The organism is Sinorhizobium chiapasense (assembly GCF_036488675.1).
Lineage (GTDB): Bacteria > Pseudomonadota > Alphaproteobacteria > Rhizobiales > Rhizobiaceae > Sinorhizobium > Sinorhizobium chiapasense.
Genome location: NZ_CP133148.1, coordinates 2,851,545 through 2,869,403, shown reverse-complemented (window position 1 = coordinate 2,869,403; position 17,859 = coordinate 2,851,545). Strand labels below are relative to the sequence as shown.

Sequence of the window (17,859 nt, the reverse complement as noted above, 5' to 3'; positions counted from 1 at the left end):
CGTCAGTCCTCCAGTACCCAGGTGTCCTTGGTGCCGCCGCCCTGGCTGGAATTGACCACCAGGGAGCCGGCCTTCAGCGCGACGCGCGTCAAGCCACCGGGAATGATCTGCACCTTGTCGGAGACGAGGACGTAGGGACGCAGGTCGACATGGCGAGGAGCGATGCCCTTGTTGACGAGGATCGGAACGGTGGAGAGCGACAACGTCGGCTGGGCGATGTAGTTGCCGGGGCGCGCCTTCAGCTTCTCGGCGAAGGCGGACCGCTCCTTCCTGGTTGCCGTCGGGCCGACGAGCATGCCGTAGCCGCCGGAACCGTGGACTTCCTTGATCACCAGTTCCTCGATGTGTTCGAGCACGTATTTGAGGCTCTGCGGCTCCGAGCAGCGCCAGGTCGGCACGTTCTCGAGCAAGGGTTTGCGGCCGGTATAAAACTCGACGATCTCCGGCATATAGGAATAGATCGCCTTGTCGTCGGAAATGCCGGTACCGGGCGCGTTGGCGATGGTGATGTTGCCGGACCGGTAAACATCCATGATGCCGGGAATGCCGAGGGCGGAATCGGCGCGGAAAGTGAGGGGATCGAGGAAGTCGTCGTCGACGCGGCGGTAGAGCACGTCGATCGCCTCGTAACCGCGCGTCGTGCGCATCTTCACCTTGCCGTCGATGACGCGCAGGTCCGAGCCCTCCACCAGTTCGACGCCCATCATGTCCGCAAGGAAGGCGTGCTCGTAGAAGGCGGAGTTGTAGATGCCGGGAGTGAGCACAGCCACACGCGGCCTGCCCCTGCAGCCGGGCGGCGCCAGCGAGGCGAGGCTCTGGCGAAGCAGGTAGGGATAGTTCTCGACCGGCCGCACGCGGTTCTGGTGAAAGAGTTCCGGGAACATCTGCATCATGGTTTCCCGGTTTTCCAGCATGTAGCTGACACCGGACGGCGTGCGGGCGTTGTCCTCGAGCACGTAGAACTGGTCTTCGCCGGTGCGCACGATGTCGGTGCCGACGATATGGGTGTAGACGCCGCCCGGTGGCCTGAAGCCGATCATCTGCGGCAGGAAGGCATCGTTTTTCTCGATCAGCTCGCGCGGGATGCGGCCGGCGCGGACGATCTCCTGCTTATGGTAGATGTCGTCGAGGAAGGCGTTAAGCGCGATCACCCGCTGTTCGATGCCTTGCGCCAGCTTGCGCCATTCTCGGCCGGAAATGATGCGGGGTATGAGGTCGAAGGGGATGAGCTTTTCGGAGGAGTCTGCGTGTCCGTAGACCGCGAAGGTGATGCCTGTTTTGCGGAAGATGTTCTCAGCTTCCTTTGATTTCGCTATGAGGCGATTTCTGTCCTGGCTGGCATACCATTCATTGTAGGTCGAATATGGCTGGCGCGGACTGCTATCCGCATTCATCATTTCGTCAAATGCCAAAGGCGTGGTCCCCTTATTTTTGACCATTTGAGTACAATGGTTGATGCAATGCAAGAAGCGTGCACATTCGCGGATCAAGAATTCTTGGAACGGCCTTCGATGTCCTTCGGCGCGTGGCTCACGCGGTCGCGAGCGGCCGAAATCCGCCGCAGCGGGCTGCCGGTTCCCGCGCGACTTCTCCATGTGCACTAGGAAATCGGCAGGTGCTTGAAATTTGAGCATTCGGCGCGAGGCGATGGGAGGAAGCGAGATGGTGATAGCGTTCGAAATCGTGGAGCGCCCGGCGCAAAGGATCACGGGTCACCTCTGGGAGGGCACCTTTGTCGAGGCGGCAGACGGTGCGGTTCGCCGCCTGATCGCCGAGACGCAGGAGCATCGCCGGCGCGCTTATCCCGAAGATCATTCGGCGCTCATCGGTCTCTCCTGGAATGATCGGTCGGACGGCTTTCGTTATCTCGTCGGCTACGTGGGCGAAGACGACAAGACCTTCACCCAGCCGCAGCATGTGGAACTGCCGGCCATGCGTCTGGTAACGATGATCCATCGTCCCGAGAGCTCGGATGTCTTCGTGGATTACCGCAAGATGTTCGACTGGATCGCCGCCGAGGGGCACGCCATCGATACGACCCATTTCCACTATCGTGAGGAATACGAGGCCGGGTTCGTTTCGCCCGCGACCTCGTCGCTCAGGCTGATGGTTCCGATTCGCTGATGGTGAGCATCAGAAAAATTGCTTTGACCGATTGCCGCATGCGCTTTATCGGCGTGCGTGCTCGTATCAGCCCGCGACCTCCGGCACGCGACTAATCCGCCGCAGTCGTGCCCAGCCATGGAAAAACCGATGACGCTTGCCCGTTTGGCCCCGGCCATCTTCGTCCTGCTCTGGTCCACCGGCTGGGTCGTCGCCAAATATGCGGCCTTTTTCGCCGATCCGCTGACTTTTCTCGTGCTGCGTTACACCTTCGCGATCCTGCTCTTCATCGGCTTCTGCGTGGTAACGGGCGCTCGCTGGCCGCGCTCCTGGGCGACGATCGGTCATGCCATTGTGTCGGGGATGTTTCTCCACGGGCTCTATTTGGGCGCCGTGTGGTGGGCGATCGGGCAGGGCGTTCCGGCAGCGATTTCCGGCATTATCGCCGGGCTGCAGCCATTGATGACCGCGGCCGTTGCGCCGCTCTTGATCAACGAAAACCTGACCCGGCAGCAGCAGGTCGGGTTGGTGCTCGGCTTTTTCGGCATTGCGCTCGCGGTGCTGCCGAAAATGGTGGCGATCGATACCGCCGCGACGCCGATCGAGATCCTGCCCGTCGTCGTCAACGTCCTTGGCATGGCGGCCGTCACTTACGGCACGCTCTACCAGAAACGGCATCTTCAGAATGGAGACATCCGTGCCATCGCGACGCTGCAATATGCCGGCGCCCTGATCGTCACCGTTCCCCTCGCGCTCGCGCTTGAGGACCTGCACGTCACCTGGAACCTGCAGCTTGTCGGCGCGCTGGCCTGGTCGGTGCTTGGCCTTTCAATGGGCGCGATCGCGCTCCTGCTCTATCTCATCCGTCGTGGCCAGGTCTCGCGGGCCGCGTCGCTGATCTATCTGGTGCCGCCGCTTGCGGCCGTCCAGGCGGCGCTCTTCTTCGGCGAGGCCCTGACCCTGCCGATGATCGTCGGCACGATCATCGCCGTGGCCGGGGTCTATCTTACCAACCGGAAGACCGCTCGCCCGGCGCCGTCCGGCGATCGGGCCGGCAGTGCCGCCGCCGGTTAGGTCGCCGGTCCAGAAGTTTTGCCGTCAAAGTAGTGAAACTGCGGGGCATTCTTGAAGCTTTGTCCCGCTGTCGAGATAGCCTTCGGAGCGAGGCCGTATTATAGCGCGCGACCGCAGAAGTTCCGCGATCGCACTTGGCATTTTTGAGCTACGCCGCGCAGGCGTCAGCCCTGGCGAACACCGTTGTCGGTGCGACGGTTTCCGCGGCCGCCTTCATGGCGCTTGCCGGGCTGCCCGTCGCGGTGGTGCCGGCCCTCGTGCTTCGATCCCGGACGGCCGTGGTGCTTGCGGCCTTCGTGGTTGCGATTGCCTTCCGACCGGCCGTCATGATGGCCGTGGCCCGGCTGGCGCTGATCGCGGCGGTCGTGCTTTTGCGGACGCCGTTCCTCGCGCAGCAGATCGTCGCCGGCAAAGCTCGACGGGGCTGACGCCGGCTCGCGCGCCGGACGTTCGCGCTGCGGACGCCCTTCCTGTCGGTGGCCGCCACCGTTGCCGTGACGCTGGCCGTTGCCGCGACCGCCGCGTCCCTTGGACGGACGCGCCTGGTCGGCCGGTGCCTCGCCGCTGGCGATGGCGATCTGGATGCCCATCAGCTTCTCGATGTCTCGGAGCAGGCGGATTTCGTCCGGGGTGCAGAAGGCGATCGCGATACCGTCGCGGCCGTTGCGGGCCGTGCGGCCGATGCGGTGGACGTAGGCGTCCGGGACTTCCGGCAGGTCGTAGTTGTAGACATGGGTGACGCCCGGAATGTCGATGCCGCGGGCGGCGACATCGGTCGCAACGAGCACGCGGATTTCACCGTCGCGGAAGGCCTTCAGCGCACGCTCGCGCTGGCCCTGGCTCTTGTTGCCATGGATCGACGCGGCCTTGAACCCGACGTGGTCCAGATGCTTCATCAGCTTCTCGGCGCCGTGCTTGGTCCGGCTGAAGATGAGCGAAAGGCCATCGGGATTGTCGGAAAGCGATTGCTTGAGGATCGAGGTCTTCAGGTCCTTGCCGGGCACGAAGTGGACGTACTGCTCGATCTTGTCGGCGGCCTTGCCCGGAGGGGTGACTTCGACCTTGACCGGATCGGTCAGGTATTCGCCGGCGAGTTCGGCGATCTGCTTCGGCATGGTCGCCGAGAAAAGCAGCGTCTGGCGATTCTTGGGCACGAGCTTCGCGATTTTGCGCAGGTCGTGGATGAAGCCGAGATCGAGCATCTGGTCGGCCTCGTCGAGCACGAGATAGCGACCCTGAGTGAGCGTCACCGCCTTGCGGTTGACGAGATCCAGCAGGCGACCTGGAGTCGCGACGAGGATGTCGACGCCACGGGCGAGCTGTTCGGTCTGCTTGTTGATCGAGACGCCACCGACGACGACGCCGATCTTGAGCGGTGTCTTCCTGACGAAGACCTTGAGGTTGGTGGCGATCTGATTGACGAGTTCGCGGGTCGGAGCAAGAACGAGCGCGCGGATATTGCGCGGGTCGGCGCGCTTGCCATCGGCAACCAGCCTCTCGATCATGGGCAGGCCGAAGGCGGCCGTCTTGCCGGTCCCGGTCTGGGCGAGACCGATGAGGTCGTGACCCTTGAGGACGACGGGAATGGCCTGCGTCTGAATGGGCGTCGGCTTCTCAAAGCCATTGGCGGAAAGCGTCGCCAAAATCTGCTGGGAGAGGCCAAGCTCTTTGAATGTGGACAATGGATATACCTTTCGGGGACGCCAAACACATTCGCCGGAATCGCGGTTTTGCAATTCCGGTTAGTCTGGCATCAAGAACCCTGCGTGAATTGGGAACTTGTGGGTTAAAGAAAAATCGTCATGCGCCTGTGCTGCCGCATATGGCGGCGAATGTCTGCGCTTTACCTTCTTCACGGCTTGGGAGTAGTTGCCGAGGGCGCGCTCACGCGGCGGCCGGAAGGTGACGCTGCGCCCATGTCGTTGTTTTGACCGGAAAAGTCAAGGTCTATCTTTTTGCAAGTGCGAAGGCAGCTCCGATTCAGTCGATCGCGAGCTCGAAATCGGCACCAGCGACCGGCTGACCGTTGATGAGAACGACGACCCTGTGCGCGCCGGCATAGTAGCGCCGCGTCGTGATCGGGCGGATCGAGTGGCGTTTCTCGATTTCGAAGGCCGCACCTGGTTCCAGCGTCACTGTCGTCCACTTGAACACCTTCGGCGACGTCGTGCCGTTCGCCTTCTGGTGATGCACGGCGTAGTCGATCATGACTTTTTGCGCGGCCGCGCCGGAATTCCGTATTTCGAGACCGAAGCGAAGGTGCTCGCCGAGGCGGACAAGCGGGGTGCCCAGCGTCAGGCTGGCATCGATGTCTGACAATGCACCGAAACCGAAGTTGGCCAGCGCCTCCGCATGCCCCTGCTTCAGGAGCGTACGGCAGGCGTGGCGGAGCAACCTCAGACGTTCCGGCGATGCGCCGTCGACATGCGCGGCCACGAACCGCGTGACGAGGTCCGGATGGTCCTTGGCGATGTCGTTGAGGCTGTTGGCGACGGAGCGGCGCACGTAATCTTCCGGGTCGTCGATGAGCGCGGCAAGGATCGGAAGGATCGGGCGCGGGTCGCGGATAAGCTCCGGCAGCCGCATGGCCCAAGGCAGGCGCGGGCGCGTACCTTCGCTCGCCAGCCGCCGGACGTGATGATTGTTGTCGCTCGTCCAACTGGAGATTATCACCAGAGCTCGTTGCTGGTCCTGACGGATGAACGCGCGGATACCGAATTCCGCCGTGAAATACGGTGTCAGGCGGCGCAGAAGCGAGAGCGAGAGTTCGAAATCGTCAAGGCCGCGGGCAGCGATGAACTGGTTTACCGGAAGAAGTGCCCAGCCGTTCAGCCCCGGCGCGTCGTCTCCCGGCAGCGCGCGCCGCAGTATCTCGGCGGCGGCAGGGAAATCTTCCGGCAGGGTTTGAAGGAGCGCGTCGCGGATCCGCAGCGATCGCTGCATGAGTTCGAGCGAGTCCAGGTCGAGGGTTGCGAGCGCAATGAAGCGCTCGCGGTCGAATGCGGTAGCATTCCGGCCCAGATACGTGGCGATTTCAAGCACGATGCCTGCATCCAACAAGTTCTTGAGCGGTTCTGCCATAGGTCTGATCTATACCTGCTGCTCGGTGACGAAGTGCTGCATCAGCTTTACCGAGCCGATCGTTGCCATGTAAGGGGCGAATTCCGGATCGGTGAGAACGCGTTTGCCGGCTGCCTGCGCCGCTTCAAGCGTTTCCCATTCAACGAGATCGGCGATCATATCGGCAGTTTCACATGCCGTGAGGGCACGCCAGGAGACGAAGCCTGGATAACCGGAGACGGCTTTCATGGCGCGCTTGCGGGCCACAAGTGCTGCGTCTTTGTCCGTGACGGCACAAACGGCGAGTTCGAGAATGTTCGGGGGTGTCATGCTTGTCTCCTTGTTGAATACCGCTTGACTTAATCACACCCCAACTGCCAGCCTTATGGCCATAAAGTTTCCAGGAGGAGAACCGTGCGGCCTGCCGATCGATTGTTTCGAATCATACAGTTGATGCGCGCCACAGGTCGCGCAATGACGGCGAGCGAGATCGCCGAGAGGATGGAAGTCGCGCCGCGAACGATCTACCGCGACATGCAACATCTGATCGCATCTGGTGCGCCGATCGATGGCGAACGCGGTGTCGGCTACCTTATGCGTGAGGCTTTCGACGCACCGCCGCTCGCCTTCACCTTCGAGCAATTGGAGGCGCTCGCCTTCGGCGTCCGTGCCGTGCAGATGCTCGGCGACCGACGTCTCGCTCAAGCGGCCCGCGAGGCCATGGAGAAAATCGGTCATAGCTTGCCGGCCGAGCATGCGAAAAAGTTGAGAAGCACGCCGCTTCGCGCCTTTCGATCTGCTCTCCAGCCCGACCCACCGGCGCTGCTTGGCGAGATCCGCGAAGCGATTGCCGGGCGACGCAAGCTGCGCATCACGTACGAAAGCCTTGCAGAAGAAACGTCCGGGCGTACAATCTGCCCACTCGGTCTTAGCGTTTTCGGGCACTATTGGCTGCTGACGGCCTGGTGCGAGTTGCGACAGGATTTTCGTGACTTCCGCGTCGACAGAATCGTTTCCCTCAAGGCCGAGCGGGAGCGGTACGAGCCGGCGCCGGAGCGCAGTTTCGACGCCTATCTTGCCCGAATGGAGCTAGGGCGCGCGTGAAATCGGACGTAACAGACCTTCGGCGGTAAGGAACCTGACGCGACTTCAGTCGTTGTGTCCTTGAAGTCTTCGCCGACCTATCTGCCATCGACGACACGAGGGAGAAAATAGTGCGGAACCGGATTTGGATACTGGCGGCCGACGGAAACACGGCGCGCATTGTCAAGGACGTCAACTTGCTCAAGGATGGGCATCAGCAACCGGAAGTTGAGACGTATCAGATCGAAGTCAAGCGTGCTCAGGATATCATGGCCGACAAACCCGGCCGCAGCCATACGTCGGTCGGCTATGGCCGTTCGGCGATGGAATACAGCAGCGATCCGGTTCGCGAGGAGCAGCACCGCTTCGCCATAGAGATTGCCGGGAAACTCGACCACTATGCGCTTGAGCACGCCTTCGAGAACCTTGTGATCTGCGCCGCACCCAAGACGCTGGGCGACCTCCGGAAGCTGCTTTCGCACCAGGTCAAGGAAAAGACCGTCGCCGAAATCGATCGCAATTGCGTCGCCGTGTCCACGGACCAGTTGATCGCGACTGTCCGGTCCGTGGTGTTTCCGTAGCGCCTACCGCATGTTCCTAAAATCGTAGCCGATCTAAGGAAAAACCATGCAGCAATTCAAAGTCCCACAGCGTCCTTTGCGCGGCTGTTGAGACGTGCGGCGCTGTGGGCGCTGCACACCATTCTCGACCCGGCGTTCCGTCAGAAATCCGTCGGCACGCCACCTTCCGCTTTGCGCCTGGCGACGAAAGCGTCGAGTTCTTCTTCTATCGCCGGATCGAGCGGCGGGCGCTCATATTCGTTGAGCTTCTGCTTGAAGACGCGGTTGGCATGATCGTATGTGGTCGGCCGACCCGCCTCGGTCCAGGTCTCAAAATTCCGCCAGTCGGAAAGGATTGGCGAGTAGAAGGCCGTTTCGTAGCGCTGAAGCGTGTGCAGCGTCCCGAAATAGTGTCCGCCGGGACCGACGTCGCGCACGGCATCGAGACCGAGCGCATCCTCGCTGACATCGAGCGGCTGGAGAAATTCAGCCACCATCTGCAGCATGTCGACATCAAGGATGAATTTTTCGAACGAGGCCGTCAGGCCGCCCTCGGTCCAGCCGGCCGCGTGCATGATGAAATTGCCGCCGCCCTGGGTCAGCGCCCACAGCGAAAGCGCCGACTCATAGGCAGCCTGCGCGTCGAGCGTGTTTGCGGCGTTGGTGTTGGATGTGCGGTAGGGAATGTTGTACCTACGCGCGAGCTGGCCGCCGGCGATGACGGCCTTCATGTATTCCGGCGTCCCGAAGGCCGGTGCGCCGGTCTTCATGTCGACATTCGAGGTGAAGCCGCCATACATCACCGGCGCGCCCTTGCGCACCATCTGGGTAAAGGCAATGCCGCAAAGCGCCTCGGCGTTCTGCTGCACCAGCGCGCCGGCGATGGTGACGGGCGCCATGGCGCCGGCAAGCGTGAAGGGGGTGACGACGACGACCTGGTTGCGGGACGACATTTCGATGATGCCCTGAAGCATCGGCCCGTCGAGGCGCAGCGGCGAAGACGTATTGATGATCGTGAAAAGTGACGGCTCCCGCTCCATCTGCTCCATCGGGATGCCGCGGCCGATGCGGGCGATTTCGATGCCGTCGGTGTTGCGCTGGCGACCGAGCGAATAGACATGAAACACCTTGTCGGTCAGCTTTACCATGTCCGAGAGGCAGTCCAGATGACGGGTCGAGGCATGGAGGTCGACCGGTTCGACCGGGTAGCCGCCCGTGGTGTGGACGACGTCGTAAGACTGCGCCAGCTTCACAAGTTTGCGGAAATCCTCCTGGTTGCCGGTGCGCCGGCCGCCCTCGCGATCGGCAACGAAAGGCGCACTGGCGATCTGCGCAAAGACGAGGTTGTTGCCGCCGATCTCGACGTTTCGCGCCGGATTGCGCGCGTGCATGGTGAAAGCGGGGGGAGCCGAGGCGATCAACTCCATGATCAGACCGCGGTCGAAGCGGACGCGATCGGTGCCCGGCGTCACGTCTGCGCCGGCGGCCTTCATCCGATCGCGCGCCTCGGGCAGGATGATGTCCATCCCGATTTCTTCGAGGATTGTCAGGGAAGCATCATGTACGGCTTCGAGTGTGTCTTCCGAGAGGACCGCCGACTTGGCCAGCGTGTTGACAAGGTTGAGGTATTTCGTTGCCGCCGGCCGTCGTTGCCGTTCCGCACCTCGGCCGCCGGGTCGGCGGCGTCGCTCCAGCGGTGAAGTTTCGCCTGCCGCAGCGTCCCGGAATTGATTGTCGGTCATGAAAGATCCACCCCCGCGTCTCCGTTGGATCTCTGTCGCAGATTTTGACGCTTCATGCCCCGCCATTTGCGACAGTTCACTTCGTGCAGCGTAGCAGAGGTTGAAGGCGCCGTTAGAATTACCAGCGCAGGCCCACAGCGCCGCACGTCTTATCAGACACGCCAAGGACGCTGTATGCAGTCATCAGGGCTTGTCGCCGCGCAGCATCTCGCGCTTGCCGGCGAAACCTGGATGCCGCTCGACGATGAAGCCGGCCGCCTGGAGATTCCGTCGGACGAAGCCGGCCGCGGCATAGGTCGCGAAGGTGCCGCCGGACGCGGCCTTGTCGAACACCAGCTGCATCAGCTCCCGTGACCACATGTCCGGATTGCGCGATGGAGCAAAACCGTCAAGATACCAAGCGTCGAATGTGTGCTCCGACGCGCCGAGGCACTCGAGTGCAGGCCCGCATACCACCGTCAACCGGACCCCGTCCATGAGGTTGAGATCGACGTGGCCTTCTGGTGTTTCCGGCCAGCTCGCGACAACCGCTTGTCTTTCCTCGGAGATTTCCGGCCAGTGCGAGAGCGCCCGGTCGATATCGGCCGCCGGCATCGGGAAACGCTCGAAGGAGATGAAGTGCAACTGGCCCGTCACCGTCCGCGTCTTTTTCCATTGCCGCCAGGTTTCGCAGAAATTGAGGCCCGTGCCGAAGCCGAGCTCGCCTATGACGAACCGCTCGGCCCCCTGCCAGCGTTGCGGCAGCCCGTTGCCGGAGAGGAAGACATGGCCGCATTCCAGCCGACCGTCGGTGCGGCAATAAAAGTGATCGCCAAATTCCATCGAGTAGGGCATATCGCCCTCGTGCCATTCAAGGCTTTGCCGCGATGGCGGATGGCTCTGGCGGAGATCAGTCCCTGTCATGGCGATGGTCGTCTTCCGACCCCGAGAAAACGCGCAAGGGTCGCTGTAGCACTTTGAAACGCTGCATAATTTTCCTTCGATCGAATTCGATCTAAGGAATTATGCCGCAGAAGGTCAATCGATGAGTGAACTTTTGATCGTGGGCGGCGGCATCATGGGCCTGTGGGCCGCGGTGATGGCTGGCCGGGCCGGCATCGCGACGTGCCTTGTCGAGCGCAGCCACACAGGCGCGGGCGCGAGCGGAGGCCTGCTCGGCGCGCTGATGCCGCACATGCCGGACCGATGGAACGCCAAGAAGCAATTCCAGTTCGATGCGTTGGTCGCGCTTGAAGACGAGATCGCGGAACTGCAGCAAGCGACCGGACTGTCGGCGGATTATCGCCGCTGCGGCCGGGTCATGCCGCTCGGCAAACCGCATCTGAGAGAGATCGCCCTCGGCCACGAGCAGGATGCGGCGCGGCATTGGATCTCCGGCGAGCGTCGGTTCCATTGGCATGTCCGGGATGTGGGCACCGGCTGCGAGTGGCCGGCGGCGGAGGCGGCGCCCTTCGGCATTGTCCACGACACGCTCGCCGCAAGAGTGGCGCCGCGGCGCCTGGTGCACGTGCTGAAAACTGCACTTGCGCAATTCCCCCATGTCCAGGTTGAAGAGGGTGCCGAGGTTGCGTCGCTCGATCCTCAACGCGGACGGCTCTCGCTCCCGGACGGGAGGGTGATGCCCTTCGCACATTGCATTCTCTCTGCCGGGGTCGAAAGTTTCGGCCTGATCGACCGCCTGGCGCATTCGGCGCAGGCGACGAGTGGCAGTGCCGTCAAAGGGCAGGCGGCGCTGCTTCGCGCCGACATCGATCCGGCCTCGCCAATCATCTTCACCGATGGGCTCTACATCGTTGCACACGAAGACGGTCATGTGGCGATCGGCAGCACCAGCGAAAATCGCTTCGACGAGCCGTATTCGACAGACGATCAACTGGACGCGCTGATCCGGCGGGCGGAAGCCGTAGCGCCCGCGTTGCACGGCGCAGAGGTGATCGAGCGTTGGGCCGGGCTGCGGCCGAAGGCGACCGGGCGAGAGCCCATCGTCGGACGCCATCCCGATTACGACAATCTGTCCGTGCTGACCGGCGGCTTCAAAGTCAGTTTCGGTATGGCACATGCCCTGGCGCGCGTCGTGATGGACGACATCGTCGGGCGGCCGACCATCGATCTTCCCGAATCATTTGCGTGCGCGCACCACATCGCGGCGCTGCGGTAAGGCCGCAGCCGGCCAGCGGCGCCCCCCATATGATAGAGCGTTTAGCCCATTGCCCGCCGTATGGTTTTTGACAGCAGAGACAGGAAGGCCGGGCGGGACGATGCCACGAGCTTCCAGGAGAGCACCGACGTCGCCAGCTGCCGCGGAAGCACCCCGACTGCAAGGAACCAGGCGGCCTCGACGGCACGCCTTCGGATAGAGTAATTCATGGCAAGAGTGGCGGTCGCGCCGGCTGCCGCCAGGCGCAGCCGCGAGTCATCTCTGACCGGGTGGCGAGCCTTCTCGATGCACAAGGACGCCAGTCGTTCTTCGAGGTGGGTCGGATCACGCAGGGCGATCCCGGGCTGCAGCGGCGCCCCGGCGGCGGCCGCCTCAGCGGAGAGGGCTTCGAGGCGGCGAAAATCATGTTGCATGCGCCAGCGGGCCCGTTCGGCCAGTTTTTCGGCAAACAGCGAATGATTGGAACCATGCATGCGGTATGCCCCGAGGCAATCGTCGGTGGCCTGGACCCGTCCATGCAGCGGCGCCACAGTTGCTAGATAGCCATCGGCGCCTTGCCTGAATTTTCCCTCCGGCATCGGCATCACTGCTTCCAGGGCCGAACGGGCGAAGGCGAGGCCGCTGGTGACCGTCGTCTGATAACGACCGCGATGAAACAGTTTTGGCGTCACGTCGCCCGTATCGAAGGGCTGCTCCGGCGGCGGGAAGACATCCATTACCTTTTCTCGTTGATCGACGAGATGGAGCCTGAACTGAAATTGTACGGTCGAGGCGTCCCATGCACTAACGACCTCGGATACCGCAGTCGGATAGAGATAGTCGTCGGCGTCCAGAAAGAACACGATGTCGCCGGAGCTCGCGGCAAAACCGGTGTTGAAGGCCGCCGCGTGTCCGCCGTTTGCCGGACGCAAACAGGCGCGGATCCTGTCACCGTACGATCGAATGATCTCTGGCGACTCATCGGACGAGGCATCGTCGACGACGATAACTTCGGTGCGCGGGTAATCTTGGGCCAAGGCGCTGTCGACACAGCGCCTGAGAAAGCGCGCGTAGTTATAGTTGGTGATGATGATGGATACAGAAGTTTGGTTCAGCAATGCCTGCCCTCGCTCTGATCCCCGCTTTTCGCTTCGATTACTCATGCTGAGTGTAAGCGGCCGGTCGCCGGCATCTCGCCTGGAGACGATAAGGCATTCGTCCGCCAACCAGGCGGCCGGTACCAACCTCTAAAGGAAACCGCGGGTAGATTTCCTCCGGCGCAGCGGTGCTCGAAACGGCAGGTTGCTGCCTTGCACCATTGCGCGATTTTCCACGCTTCAAGGGAAGCGCCGCGGCGTAGTAACTGCACCTATTGTGTTGACAATAGGGCCTTGCCGGATCGGCGCGGGATGCCGATGGGCTCGGCAGCGTTTCGACGTTGCGCGCTTCCGTGGTCCATCTTTCTTTGCATGATGCGCTTCCGTCGCTTCGGGACGATCGGTTCAGGCCGGTTCTGAGCCGCCAACTTCGTTAATCTGTCACGCAAATCACCTAATAGGCGGCCATCCACGGACTTCCGGAGCATGCGCCATGCGTTACGCCATTTGTTTCACCCCGCCTATGGGGGACCCGCTGTCGGCAGTGGCCGCCAGCTGGCTTGGGCGGAATGTCTATTCGGATGAGCCGACGGAACTGCCTTCTGTTGCCGGATTGAGCGTTTCGGAGATCGCCTTCCATACGGCAGCACCCCGCCGCTTCGGCTTTCATGCCATGATCATGGCGCCGTTCTGCCTCAACCCGGCGACGGACGAAGCCGATCTGCTGAAGGCGCTGATGCATTTCGCCAGCGCCGAAACGCCTTTCGAAATCGCGCGAATTGAGGTTGCCCGGTTCAGCCAGTGCTGGGGGTTGGTGCCGCAGGTGCCGAGCCACGAAATGCATCTGCTCGCCGCTCGTGTCGTGCAGACATTCGACAGGTTTCGCGCGCCGATAAGCGAGGACGAGATCGAACGGTGCGATCCGGACCGGCTGACTGCGCCGCAATTCAGCAACCTTCATCGCTGGGGCGATCCCTATGTGATGGACGAGTATCGTTTTCACATGAAGCTGACGGGTGCCTTGAATCCGGAAACCGCCCGGCGCATGGAGGCGCCCCTGCGTGAGCTTTTCGAGCCGCATCTGGAAAAGCCGTTGGCTGTCGGCAGCCTTGCGCTGTTCATCGAGCAGGATCCGGGCTCTCCGATGCGGGTTCATTCTCAGCATCCGCTTGGCAAGATTTTCGCCCGTCTGCGCGACGGCACGGCGAAACGGCCGTCCACCGAAAACCTGACTGAAGGTCGCGTCGCCAGACCCATCCCCTTGATCATGGCCTCCTTGCTTGCGGGCTGCTAGAGGCCCTCGCAAACCGTCAATTTCATCTCGACAATCCGGTTCGCGGTGCTACCGTTCCGGAAAAAGTCGAGGGGTGATTTGATGGCAGCGACTTCCTATCCGCGCGATCTCATGGGCTATGGGCGGACGCCGCCGCAGGTGCGTTGGCCGGGCGATGCGCACATCGCGGTGCAGTTCGTCCTGAACTACGAGGAGGGGGGCGAAAGCTGCATTCTCGATGGCGATCCGGCGTCGGAATGCCTGCTGTCGGAGATTGTCGGCGCGCAGCCCTGGCCGGGCCAGCGCAATCTCAACATGGAATCGATCTATGAGTATGGCGCTCGTGCCGGCTTCTGGCGCCTGTGGCGCCTGTTCACGAGCCGCGGTGTCACGCTCACGGTCTACGGCGTGACGCTTGCGATGGCGCGCAACCCGGAGGCAGTCGCGGCGATGAAGGAGGCGGGCTGGGAGATCGCCAGTCACGGGCTGCGCTGGCTCGAATACAAGGATTTCCCGGAGGAGGTCGAGCGTGAGCACATCCGCGAGGTCGTCCGCCTGCATACGGAACTGACGGGTGAGCGGCCGCTCGGCATCTATCAGGGCAAGCCCTCGGTCAACACGTTGAAGCTCGTGCTGGAGGAGGGCGGTTTTCTCTATTCCTGCGATTCCTATGCGGACGAGCTTCCCTACTGGGTTCCTGGATTGGCCGCCGACAAGCCGCATCTCATCATTCCCTATACGCTCGACGCCAACGACATGCGCTTTGCCACCAATCAGGGATTCAATTCCGGCGACCAGTTCTTTACCTATCTCAAAGACACGTTCGACGTGCTCTATACGGAGGGCGAGGAAGGCAGCCCGAAGATGATGAACATCGGCCTGCATTGCCGCCTCGTCGGTCGGCCCGGCCGCGCTGCCGCACTCGCCCGCTTCATCGACTACGTCATGTCCCACGACAAGGTCTGGATACCGCGCCGCATCGACATTGCGCGCCATTGGTACGATCATCACAAGCCGGAAGGTGTGCGCTGATGTCCGAAAGGGAGGCCTTCGTCAGCCGCTTCGGCGGTGTTTTCGAGCATTCGCCATGGGTGGCGGAGCGCGCCTACGACCGCGCCGCTTCCGCCGGGCTGACGGCGGGCAACATCCATTCGGCGCTTTGCTGCGCCTTCCGCGCGGCGTCGCCCGCCGAACGCCGCGCCGTCCTCAAGGCCCATCCGGATCTTGCCGGCAAGCTTGCGATTGCCGGCAAGCTGACCGCCGACTCCCGGGCCGAGCAGGCGTCCGCCGGACTGGACCGCCTTTCACCCGAAGAGCATCAGCGATTCACCGCGCTCAACGCCGCCTACACGAAGAAGTTCGGGTTTCCCTTCATCATTGCGGTCAAGGGGCTGACGAAGGACGACATTCTTGCCGCTTTCGAAAGGCGGATTGACAATTCGGCGGAAGAAGAATTTGAAACCGCCTGCGCGCAGGTGGAGCAGATCGCCCGGCTGCGGCTCAGATCCATGCTGCCCGGAGATGAAGATGTCTGAGAGTGCCGTTCGTGACTTGTCCGCCTCGGCGTCGTACCAGGCACCCGTGTGCCGCGGAGCCGAAGCCTGATGCCGCGCCTGCTTCCGATCGAACCCCTGACGAAGGAAGCTTTCGCACCGTTCGGCAGCGTCATCGAAGCGGACCCGGCCTCGATGCGCTTCATCAATGGCGGCAACACCGAACGCTTTCACGCCGTTGCGCGGGCCGACGTTACGGGCGAGGGCGCCGGCGTCATCATCAACATCTTTCGCGGTCAGCCGCGCGCCTTTCCCTATGCCGTCACGATGATGGAGCGCCATCCGCTCGGAAGCCAGAGCTTTTCGCCGCTCGACGACCGTCCATGGCTCGCGGTGGTGGCCGAGGATGACGGCGGGCGCCCGGGCAGACCCCGGGTGTTCCTGGCGAGCGGACGGCAGGGGGTCAATTATGGCCGCAACGTCTGGCATCATCCGCTGATGTCGGTCGAAGCGGTGAGCGATTTCATCGTCGTCGACCGCGAAGGTCCCGGCAACAATCTGGAAGAATTCTTCTACGACGAACCCTTCGTCATCCCTGTTCCCTTCTGAAGGAAATGAAGCGATGAGCAAGACTGGCCGCTTGACGACCCATGTGCTCGACACCGCGCTCGGCAGACCGGCGGAGGGCCTGAGGATCGATCTTTATTGGCTGGAAGGCGAGGAGCGGCAATTGATCCGCACGGTCCACACGAACAGCGACGGGCGCGTCGACGGGCCGATGGTCGAAGGCGTGGCCTTCATGGCCGGCAATTACGAACTGGTCTTCCACGCCGGCGACTATCTCCGGGCAACAGGCGTCGTCCTTCCGAAGCCGGCCTTCCTCGACCTCATCCCGTTGCGCTTCGGGATCGCCGATCCCGGAAGCCACTATCACGTGCCGCTGCTGCTCTCGCCCTACGGCTACTCGACCTATCGCGGAAGCTGACGCAGAACCTTGAATTGGAGCGGGATGCGGGCGGAAAACCGCGCGCACTTTTCCTCATCCCGCTCTATTCCGCGAGAATATCGCGGCTCACGTCGGTGATGTTGCGCTTGCCGCAGAGTGCCATGGTGATGTCCATCTCCTTGCGGATGATGTCGAGCGCGAGCGTCACGCCCTCCTTGCCCATGGCGCCGAGACCGTAGAGGAAGGGGCGGCCGATAAACGTCCCTTGCGCACCGAGGGCGATGGCCTTCAGCACATCCTGGCCCGAGCGGATGCCGCCATCGATATGGACCTCGATCTGGTGTCCGACCGCATCGACGATGCGCGGCAGCATGCTGATCGACGACGGTGCGCCGTCGAGCTGGCGGCCGCCGTGGTTCGAAACGACAATCGCGTCGGCACCGGTCTTGGCCGCCATCTTCGCATCCTCGGGATCAAGGATCCCCTTGAGGATCAGCGGGCCGCCCCAGCGCTCCTTGATCCATTCGACGTCATTCCAGGAAAGCTGCGGATCGAACTGCTCGCTGGTCCAGGCGCCCAGCGAGGAAAGATCGGTGACGCTTTTGGCGTGGCCGACTATGTTGCGGAAGGTGCGCCGGTTGGTGCCGAGCATCTTCATGCACCAGCCGGGCCGGGTCGCCATCTGCCAGAGATGCTTCGGCGTCATGCGCGGCGGCGCGGAAAGGCCGTTGCGCAGGTCCTTGTGGCGCTGGCCGAGAATCTGCAGGTCAAGTGTCAGCACCAGCGCCGAGCATTTCGCCGCCTTCGCCCGGTCGATGAGGTTGAGCACGAATTCGCGCTCGCGCATCACATAGAGCTGGAACCAGAAGGGCTTGGTGGTGACCGAGGCGACATCCTCGATCGAGCAGATGCTCATGGTCGAAAGCGTGAAGGGAACCCCGAAAGCCTCTGCGGCCTGCGCCGCCAGCATTTCGCCGTCGGCATGCTGCATGCCGGTGAGACCCGTCGGCGCAAGGGCGACCGGCATCGACACCTTCTGGCCGATCATCGTCGTTTCCAGCGAGCGGTTGCTCATGTCGACCAGAACCCGCTGACGCAGCTTGATCTTCGAAAAATCCTCCTCGTTGGCGCGATAGGTTCCCTCCGTCCAGGCGCCACTGTCGGCATAGTCGAAGAAGAGTTTTGGAACACGCCGCTTGGCAAGCGCCTTGAGGTCGCGGATTTCGAGGATTTGCGTCATGGAAACGGCCTTCATCGATGGATGACGAGCCATTATCACGATTTCAGGAGG

18 protein-coding genes are annotated in these 17,859 nt (G+C 62.4%); 10 read left to right on the top strand and 8 right to left on the bottom strand.

Features of this window, described 5'->3' with window-relative positions:
• Positions 1 to 2 precede the first annotated feature (2 nt).
• Positions 3 to 1,397, bottom strand: a complete 1,395-nt coding sequence (locus RB548_RS13865; protein ID WP_331374969.1) for a circularly permuted type 2 ATP-grasp protein — start codon at positions 1,395 to 1,397, stop codon at positions 3 to 5.
• Between the two features lie 265 nt (positions 1,398 to 1,662).
• On the opposite strand from RB548_RS13865, the gene RB548_RS13860 reads away from it, so the two are divergent.
• Positions 1,663 to 2,124 (top strand): GyrI-like domain-containing protein, encoded by a 462-nt coding sequence (locus RB548_RS13860; RefSeq protein ID WP_331371869.1) that lies wholly within the window; start codon positions 1,663 to 1,665, stop codon positions 2,122 to 2,124.
• A 129-nt stretch (positions 2,125 to 2,253) separates the two neighbouring features.
• Positions 2,254 to 3,177 carry a DMT family transporter gene (locus tag RB548_RS13855; protein WP_331371868.1) on the top strand — a complete coding sequence of 308 codons (924 nt, stop codon included), beginning with the start codon at positions 2,254 to 2,256 and terminating at the stop codon, positions 3,175 to 3,177.
• Positions 3,178 to 3,341: 164 nt separating this feature from the next.
• On the opposite strand, the gene RB548_RS13850 is transcribed toward RB548_RS13855, so the two are convergent.
• The 3 genes from RB548_RS13850 to RB548_RS13840 form a co-directional block, all read right to left on the bottom strand.
• On the bottom strand, positions 3,342 to 4,859 hold the full coding sequence (locus RB548_RS13850; RefSeq protein WP_331371867.1) for a DEAD/DEAH box helicase: 1,518 nt from the start codon (positions 4,857 to 4,859) through the stop codon (positions 3,342 to 3,344).
• A gap of 298 nt (positions 4,860 to 5,157) precedes the next feature.
• Entirely contained in the window at positions 5,158 to 6,258 is a 1,101-nt protein-coding gene (locus RB548_RS13845) for a DNA alkylation repair protein (RefSeq protein ID WP_331371866.1), read from the bottom strand.
• A gap of 9 nt (positions 6,259 to 6,267) precedes the next feature.
• Entirely contained in the window at positions 6,268 to 6,567 is a 300-nt protein-coding gene (locus RB548_RS13840) for a hypothetical protein (protein ID WP_331371865.1), read from the bottom strand.
• An 84-nt stretch (positions 6,568 to 6,651) separates the two neighbouring features.
• On the opposite strand from RB548_RS13840, the gene RB548_RS13835 reads away from it, so the two are divergent.
• Together RB548_RS13835 and RB548_RS13830 are read left to right on the top strand one after the other, a co-directional pair.
• On the top strand, positions 6,652 to 7,341 hold the full coding sequence (locus tag RB548_RS13835) for a helix-turn-helix transcriptional regulator (RefSeq protein ID WP_331371864.1): 690 nt from the start codon (positions 6,652 to 6,654) through the stop codon (positions 7,339 to 7,341).
• A gap of 110 nt (positions 7,342 to 7,451) precedes the next feature.
• Complete coding sequence (locus RB548_RS13830; protein WP_331371863.1) at positions 7,452 to 7,901, top strand: host attachment protein; 450 nt, start codon at positions 7,452 to 7,454, stop codon at positions 7,899 to 7,901.
• Between the two features lie 140 nt (positions 7,902 to 8,041).
• Here the strand turns inward: RB548_RS13830 and RB548_RS13825 are convergent, their stop codons facing one another.
• Positions 8,042 to 9,622 (bottom strand): trimethylamine methyltransferase family protein, encoded by a 1,581-nt coding sequence (locus RB548_RS13825; RefSeq protein ID WP_331371862.1) that lies wholly within the window; start codon positions 9,620 to 9,622, stop codon positions 8,042 to 8,044.
• A gap of 183 nt (positions 9,623 to 9,805) precedes the next feature.
• Positions 9,806 to 10,525, bottom strand: a complete 720-nt coding sequence (gene mnmD / locus RB548_RS13820; RefSeq protein ID WP_331371861.1) for a tRNA (5-methylaminomethyl-2-thiouridine)(34)-methyltransferase MnmD — start codon at positions 10,523 to 10,525, stop codon at positions 9,806 to 9,808.
• Positions 10,526 to 10,646: 121 nt separating this feature from the next.
• On the opposite strand from mnmD, the gene RB548_RS13815 reads away from it, so the two are divergent.
• Entirely contained in the window at positions 10,647 to 11,780 is a 1,134-nt protein-coding gene (locus RB548_RS13815) for an NAD(P)/FAD-dependent oxidoreductase (RefSeq protein WP_331371860.1), read from the top strand.
• Between the two features lie 41 nt (positions 11,781 to 11,821).
• On the opposite strand, the gene RB548_RS13810 is transcribed toward RB548_RS13815, so the two are convergent.
• Entirely contained in the window at positions 11,822 to 12,922 is a 1,101-nt protein-coding gene (locus RB548_RS13810; protein WP_331374968.1) for a glycosyltransferase family 2 protein, read from the bottom strand.
• Positions 12,923 to 13,349: 427 nt separating this feature from the next.
• On the opposite strand from RB548_RS13810, the gene RB548_RS13805 reads away from it, so the two are divergent.
• The 5 genes from RB548_RS13805 (at position 13,350) to uraH (ending at position 16,607) form a co-directional block, all read left to right on the top strand.
• Positions 13,350 to 14,150 (top strand): DUF1045 domain-containing protein, encoded by an 801-nt coding sequence (locus RB548_RS13805; protein WP_331371859.1) that lies wholly within the window; start codon positions 13,350 to 13,352, stop codon positions 14,148 to 14,150.
• 81 nt (positions 14,151 to 14,231) lie between these two features.
• Entirely contained in the window at positions 14,232 to 15,161 is a 930-nt protein-coding gene (puuE, locus tag RB548_RS13800) for an allantoinase PuuE (RefSeq protein WP_331371858.1), read from the top strand.
• Entirely contained in the window at positions 15,161 to 15,664 is a 504-nt protein-coding gene (gene uraD / locus RB548_RS13795; RefSeq protein WP_331371857.1) for a 2-oxo-4-hydroxy-4-carboxy-5-ureidoimidazoline decarboxylase, read from the top strand. The genes puuE and uraD overlap by 1 nt, the downstream gene beginning before the upstream one ends.
• Positions 15,665 to 15,733: 69 nt before the next feature.
• Positions 15,734 to 16,231 carry an ureidoglycolate lyase gene (locus RB548_RS13790; protein ID WP_331371856.1) on the top strand — a complete coding sequence of 166 codons (498 nt, stop codon included), beginning with the start codon at positions 15,734 to 15,736 and terminating at the stop codon, positions 16,229 to 16,231.
• A gap of 13 nt (positions 16,232 to 16,244) precedes the next feature.
• Positions 16,245 to 16,607: a hydroxyisourate hydrolase gene (gene uraH / locus RB548_RS13785; protein WP_331371855.1), complete on the top strand. Its 363-nt coding sequence runs from the start codon at positions 16,245 to 16,247 to the stop codon at positions 16,605 to 16,607.
• A gap of 64 nt (positions 16,608 to 16,671) precedes the next feature.
• On the opposite strand, the gene RB548_RS13780 is transcribed toward uraH, so the two are convergent.
• Positions 16,672 to 17,808 (bottom strand): alpha-hydroxy acid oxidase, encoded by a 1,137-nt coding sequence (locus RB548_RS13780; RefSeq protein ID WP_331371854.1) that lies wholly within the window; start codon positions 17,806 to 17,808, stop codon positions 16,672 to 16,674.
• Positions 17,809 to 17,859 lie beyond the last annotated feature (51 nt).

What these genes read in the sequence shown, in the direction of transcription:
- RB548_RS13865 (WP_331374969.1), bottom strand. Translation starts at nt 1,397, where the DNA reads ATGATGAATGCGGATAGCAGTCCGCGCCAGCCATATTCGACCTACAAT.
- RB548_RS13860 (WP_331371869.1), top strand. Translation starts at nt 1,663, where the DNA reads ATGGTGATAGCGTTCGAAATCGTGGAGCGCCCGGCGCAAAGGATCACG.
- RB548_RS13855 (WP_331371868.1), top strand. Translation starts at nt 2,254, where the DNA reads ATGACGCTTGCCCGTTTGGCCCCGGCCATCTTCGTCCTGCTCTGGTCC.
- RB548_RS13845 (WP_331371866.1), bottom strand. Translation starts at nt 6,258, where the DNA reads ATGGCAGAACCGCTCAAGAACTTGTTGGATGCAGGCATCGTGCTTGAA.
- RB548_RS13840 (WP_331371865.1), bottom strand. Translation starts at nt 6,567, where the DNA reads ATGACACCCCCGAACATTCTCGAACTCGCCGTTTGTGCCGTCACGGAC.
- RB548_RS13825 (WP_331371862.1), bottom strand. Translation starts at nt 9,622, where the DNA reads ATGACCGACAATCAATTCCGGGACGCTGCGGCAGGCGAAACTTCACCG.
- mnmD (WP_331371861.1), bottom strand. Translation starts at nt 10,525, where the DNA reads ATGACAGGGACTGATCTCCGCCAGAGCCATCCGCCATCGCGGCAAAGC.
- RB548_RS13815 (WP_331371860.1), top strand. Translation starts at nt 10,647, where the DNA reads ATGAGTGAACTTTTGATCGTGGGCGGCGGCATCATGGGCCTGTGGGCC.
- RB548_RS13810 (WP_331374968.1), bottom strand. Translation starts at nt 12,922, where the DNA reads ATGAGTAATCGAAGCGAAAAGCGGGGATCAGAGCGAGGGCAGGCATTG.
- RB548_RS13805 (WP_331371859.1), top strand. Translation starts at nt 13,350, where the DNA reads ATGCGTTACGCCATTTGTTTCACCCCGCCTATGGGGGACCCGCTGTCG.
- puuE (WP_331371858.1), top strand. Translation starts at nt 14,232, where the DNA reads ATGGCAGCGACTTCCTATCCGCGCGATCTCATGGGCTATGGGCGGACG.
- uraD (WP_331371857.1), top strand. Translation starts at nt 15,161, where the DNA reads ATGTCCGAAAGGGAGGCCTTCGTCAGCCGCTTCGGCGGTGTTTTCGAG.
- RB548_RS13790 (WP_331371856.1), top strand. Translation starts at nt 15,734, where the DNA reads ATGCCGCGCCTGCTTCCGATCGAACCCCTGACGAAGGAAGCTTTCGCA.
- uraH (WP_331371855.1), top strand. Translation starts at nt 16,245, where the DNA reads ATGAGCAAGACTGGCCGCTTGACGACCCATGTGCTCGACACCGCGCTC.
- RB548_RS13780 (WP_331371854.1), bottom strand. Translation starts at nt 17,808, where the DNA reads ATGACGCAAATCCTCGAAATCCGCGACCTCAAGGCGCTTGCCAAGCGG.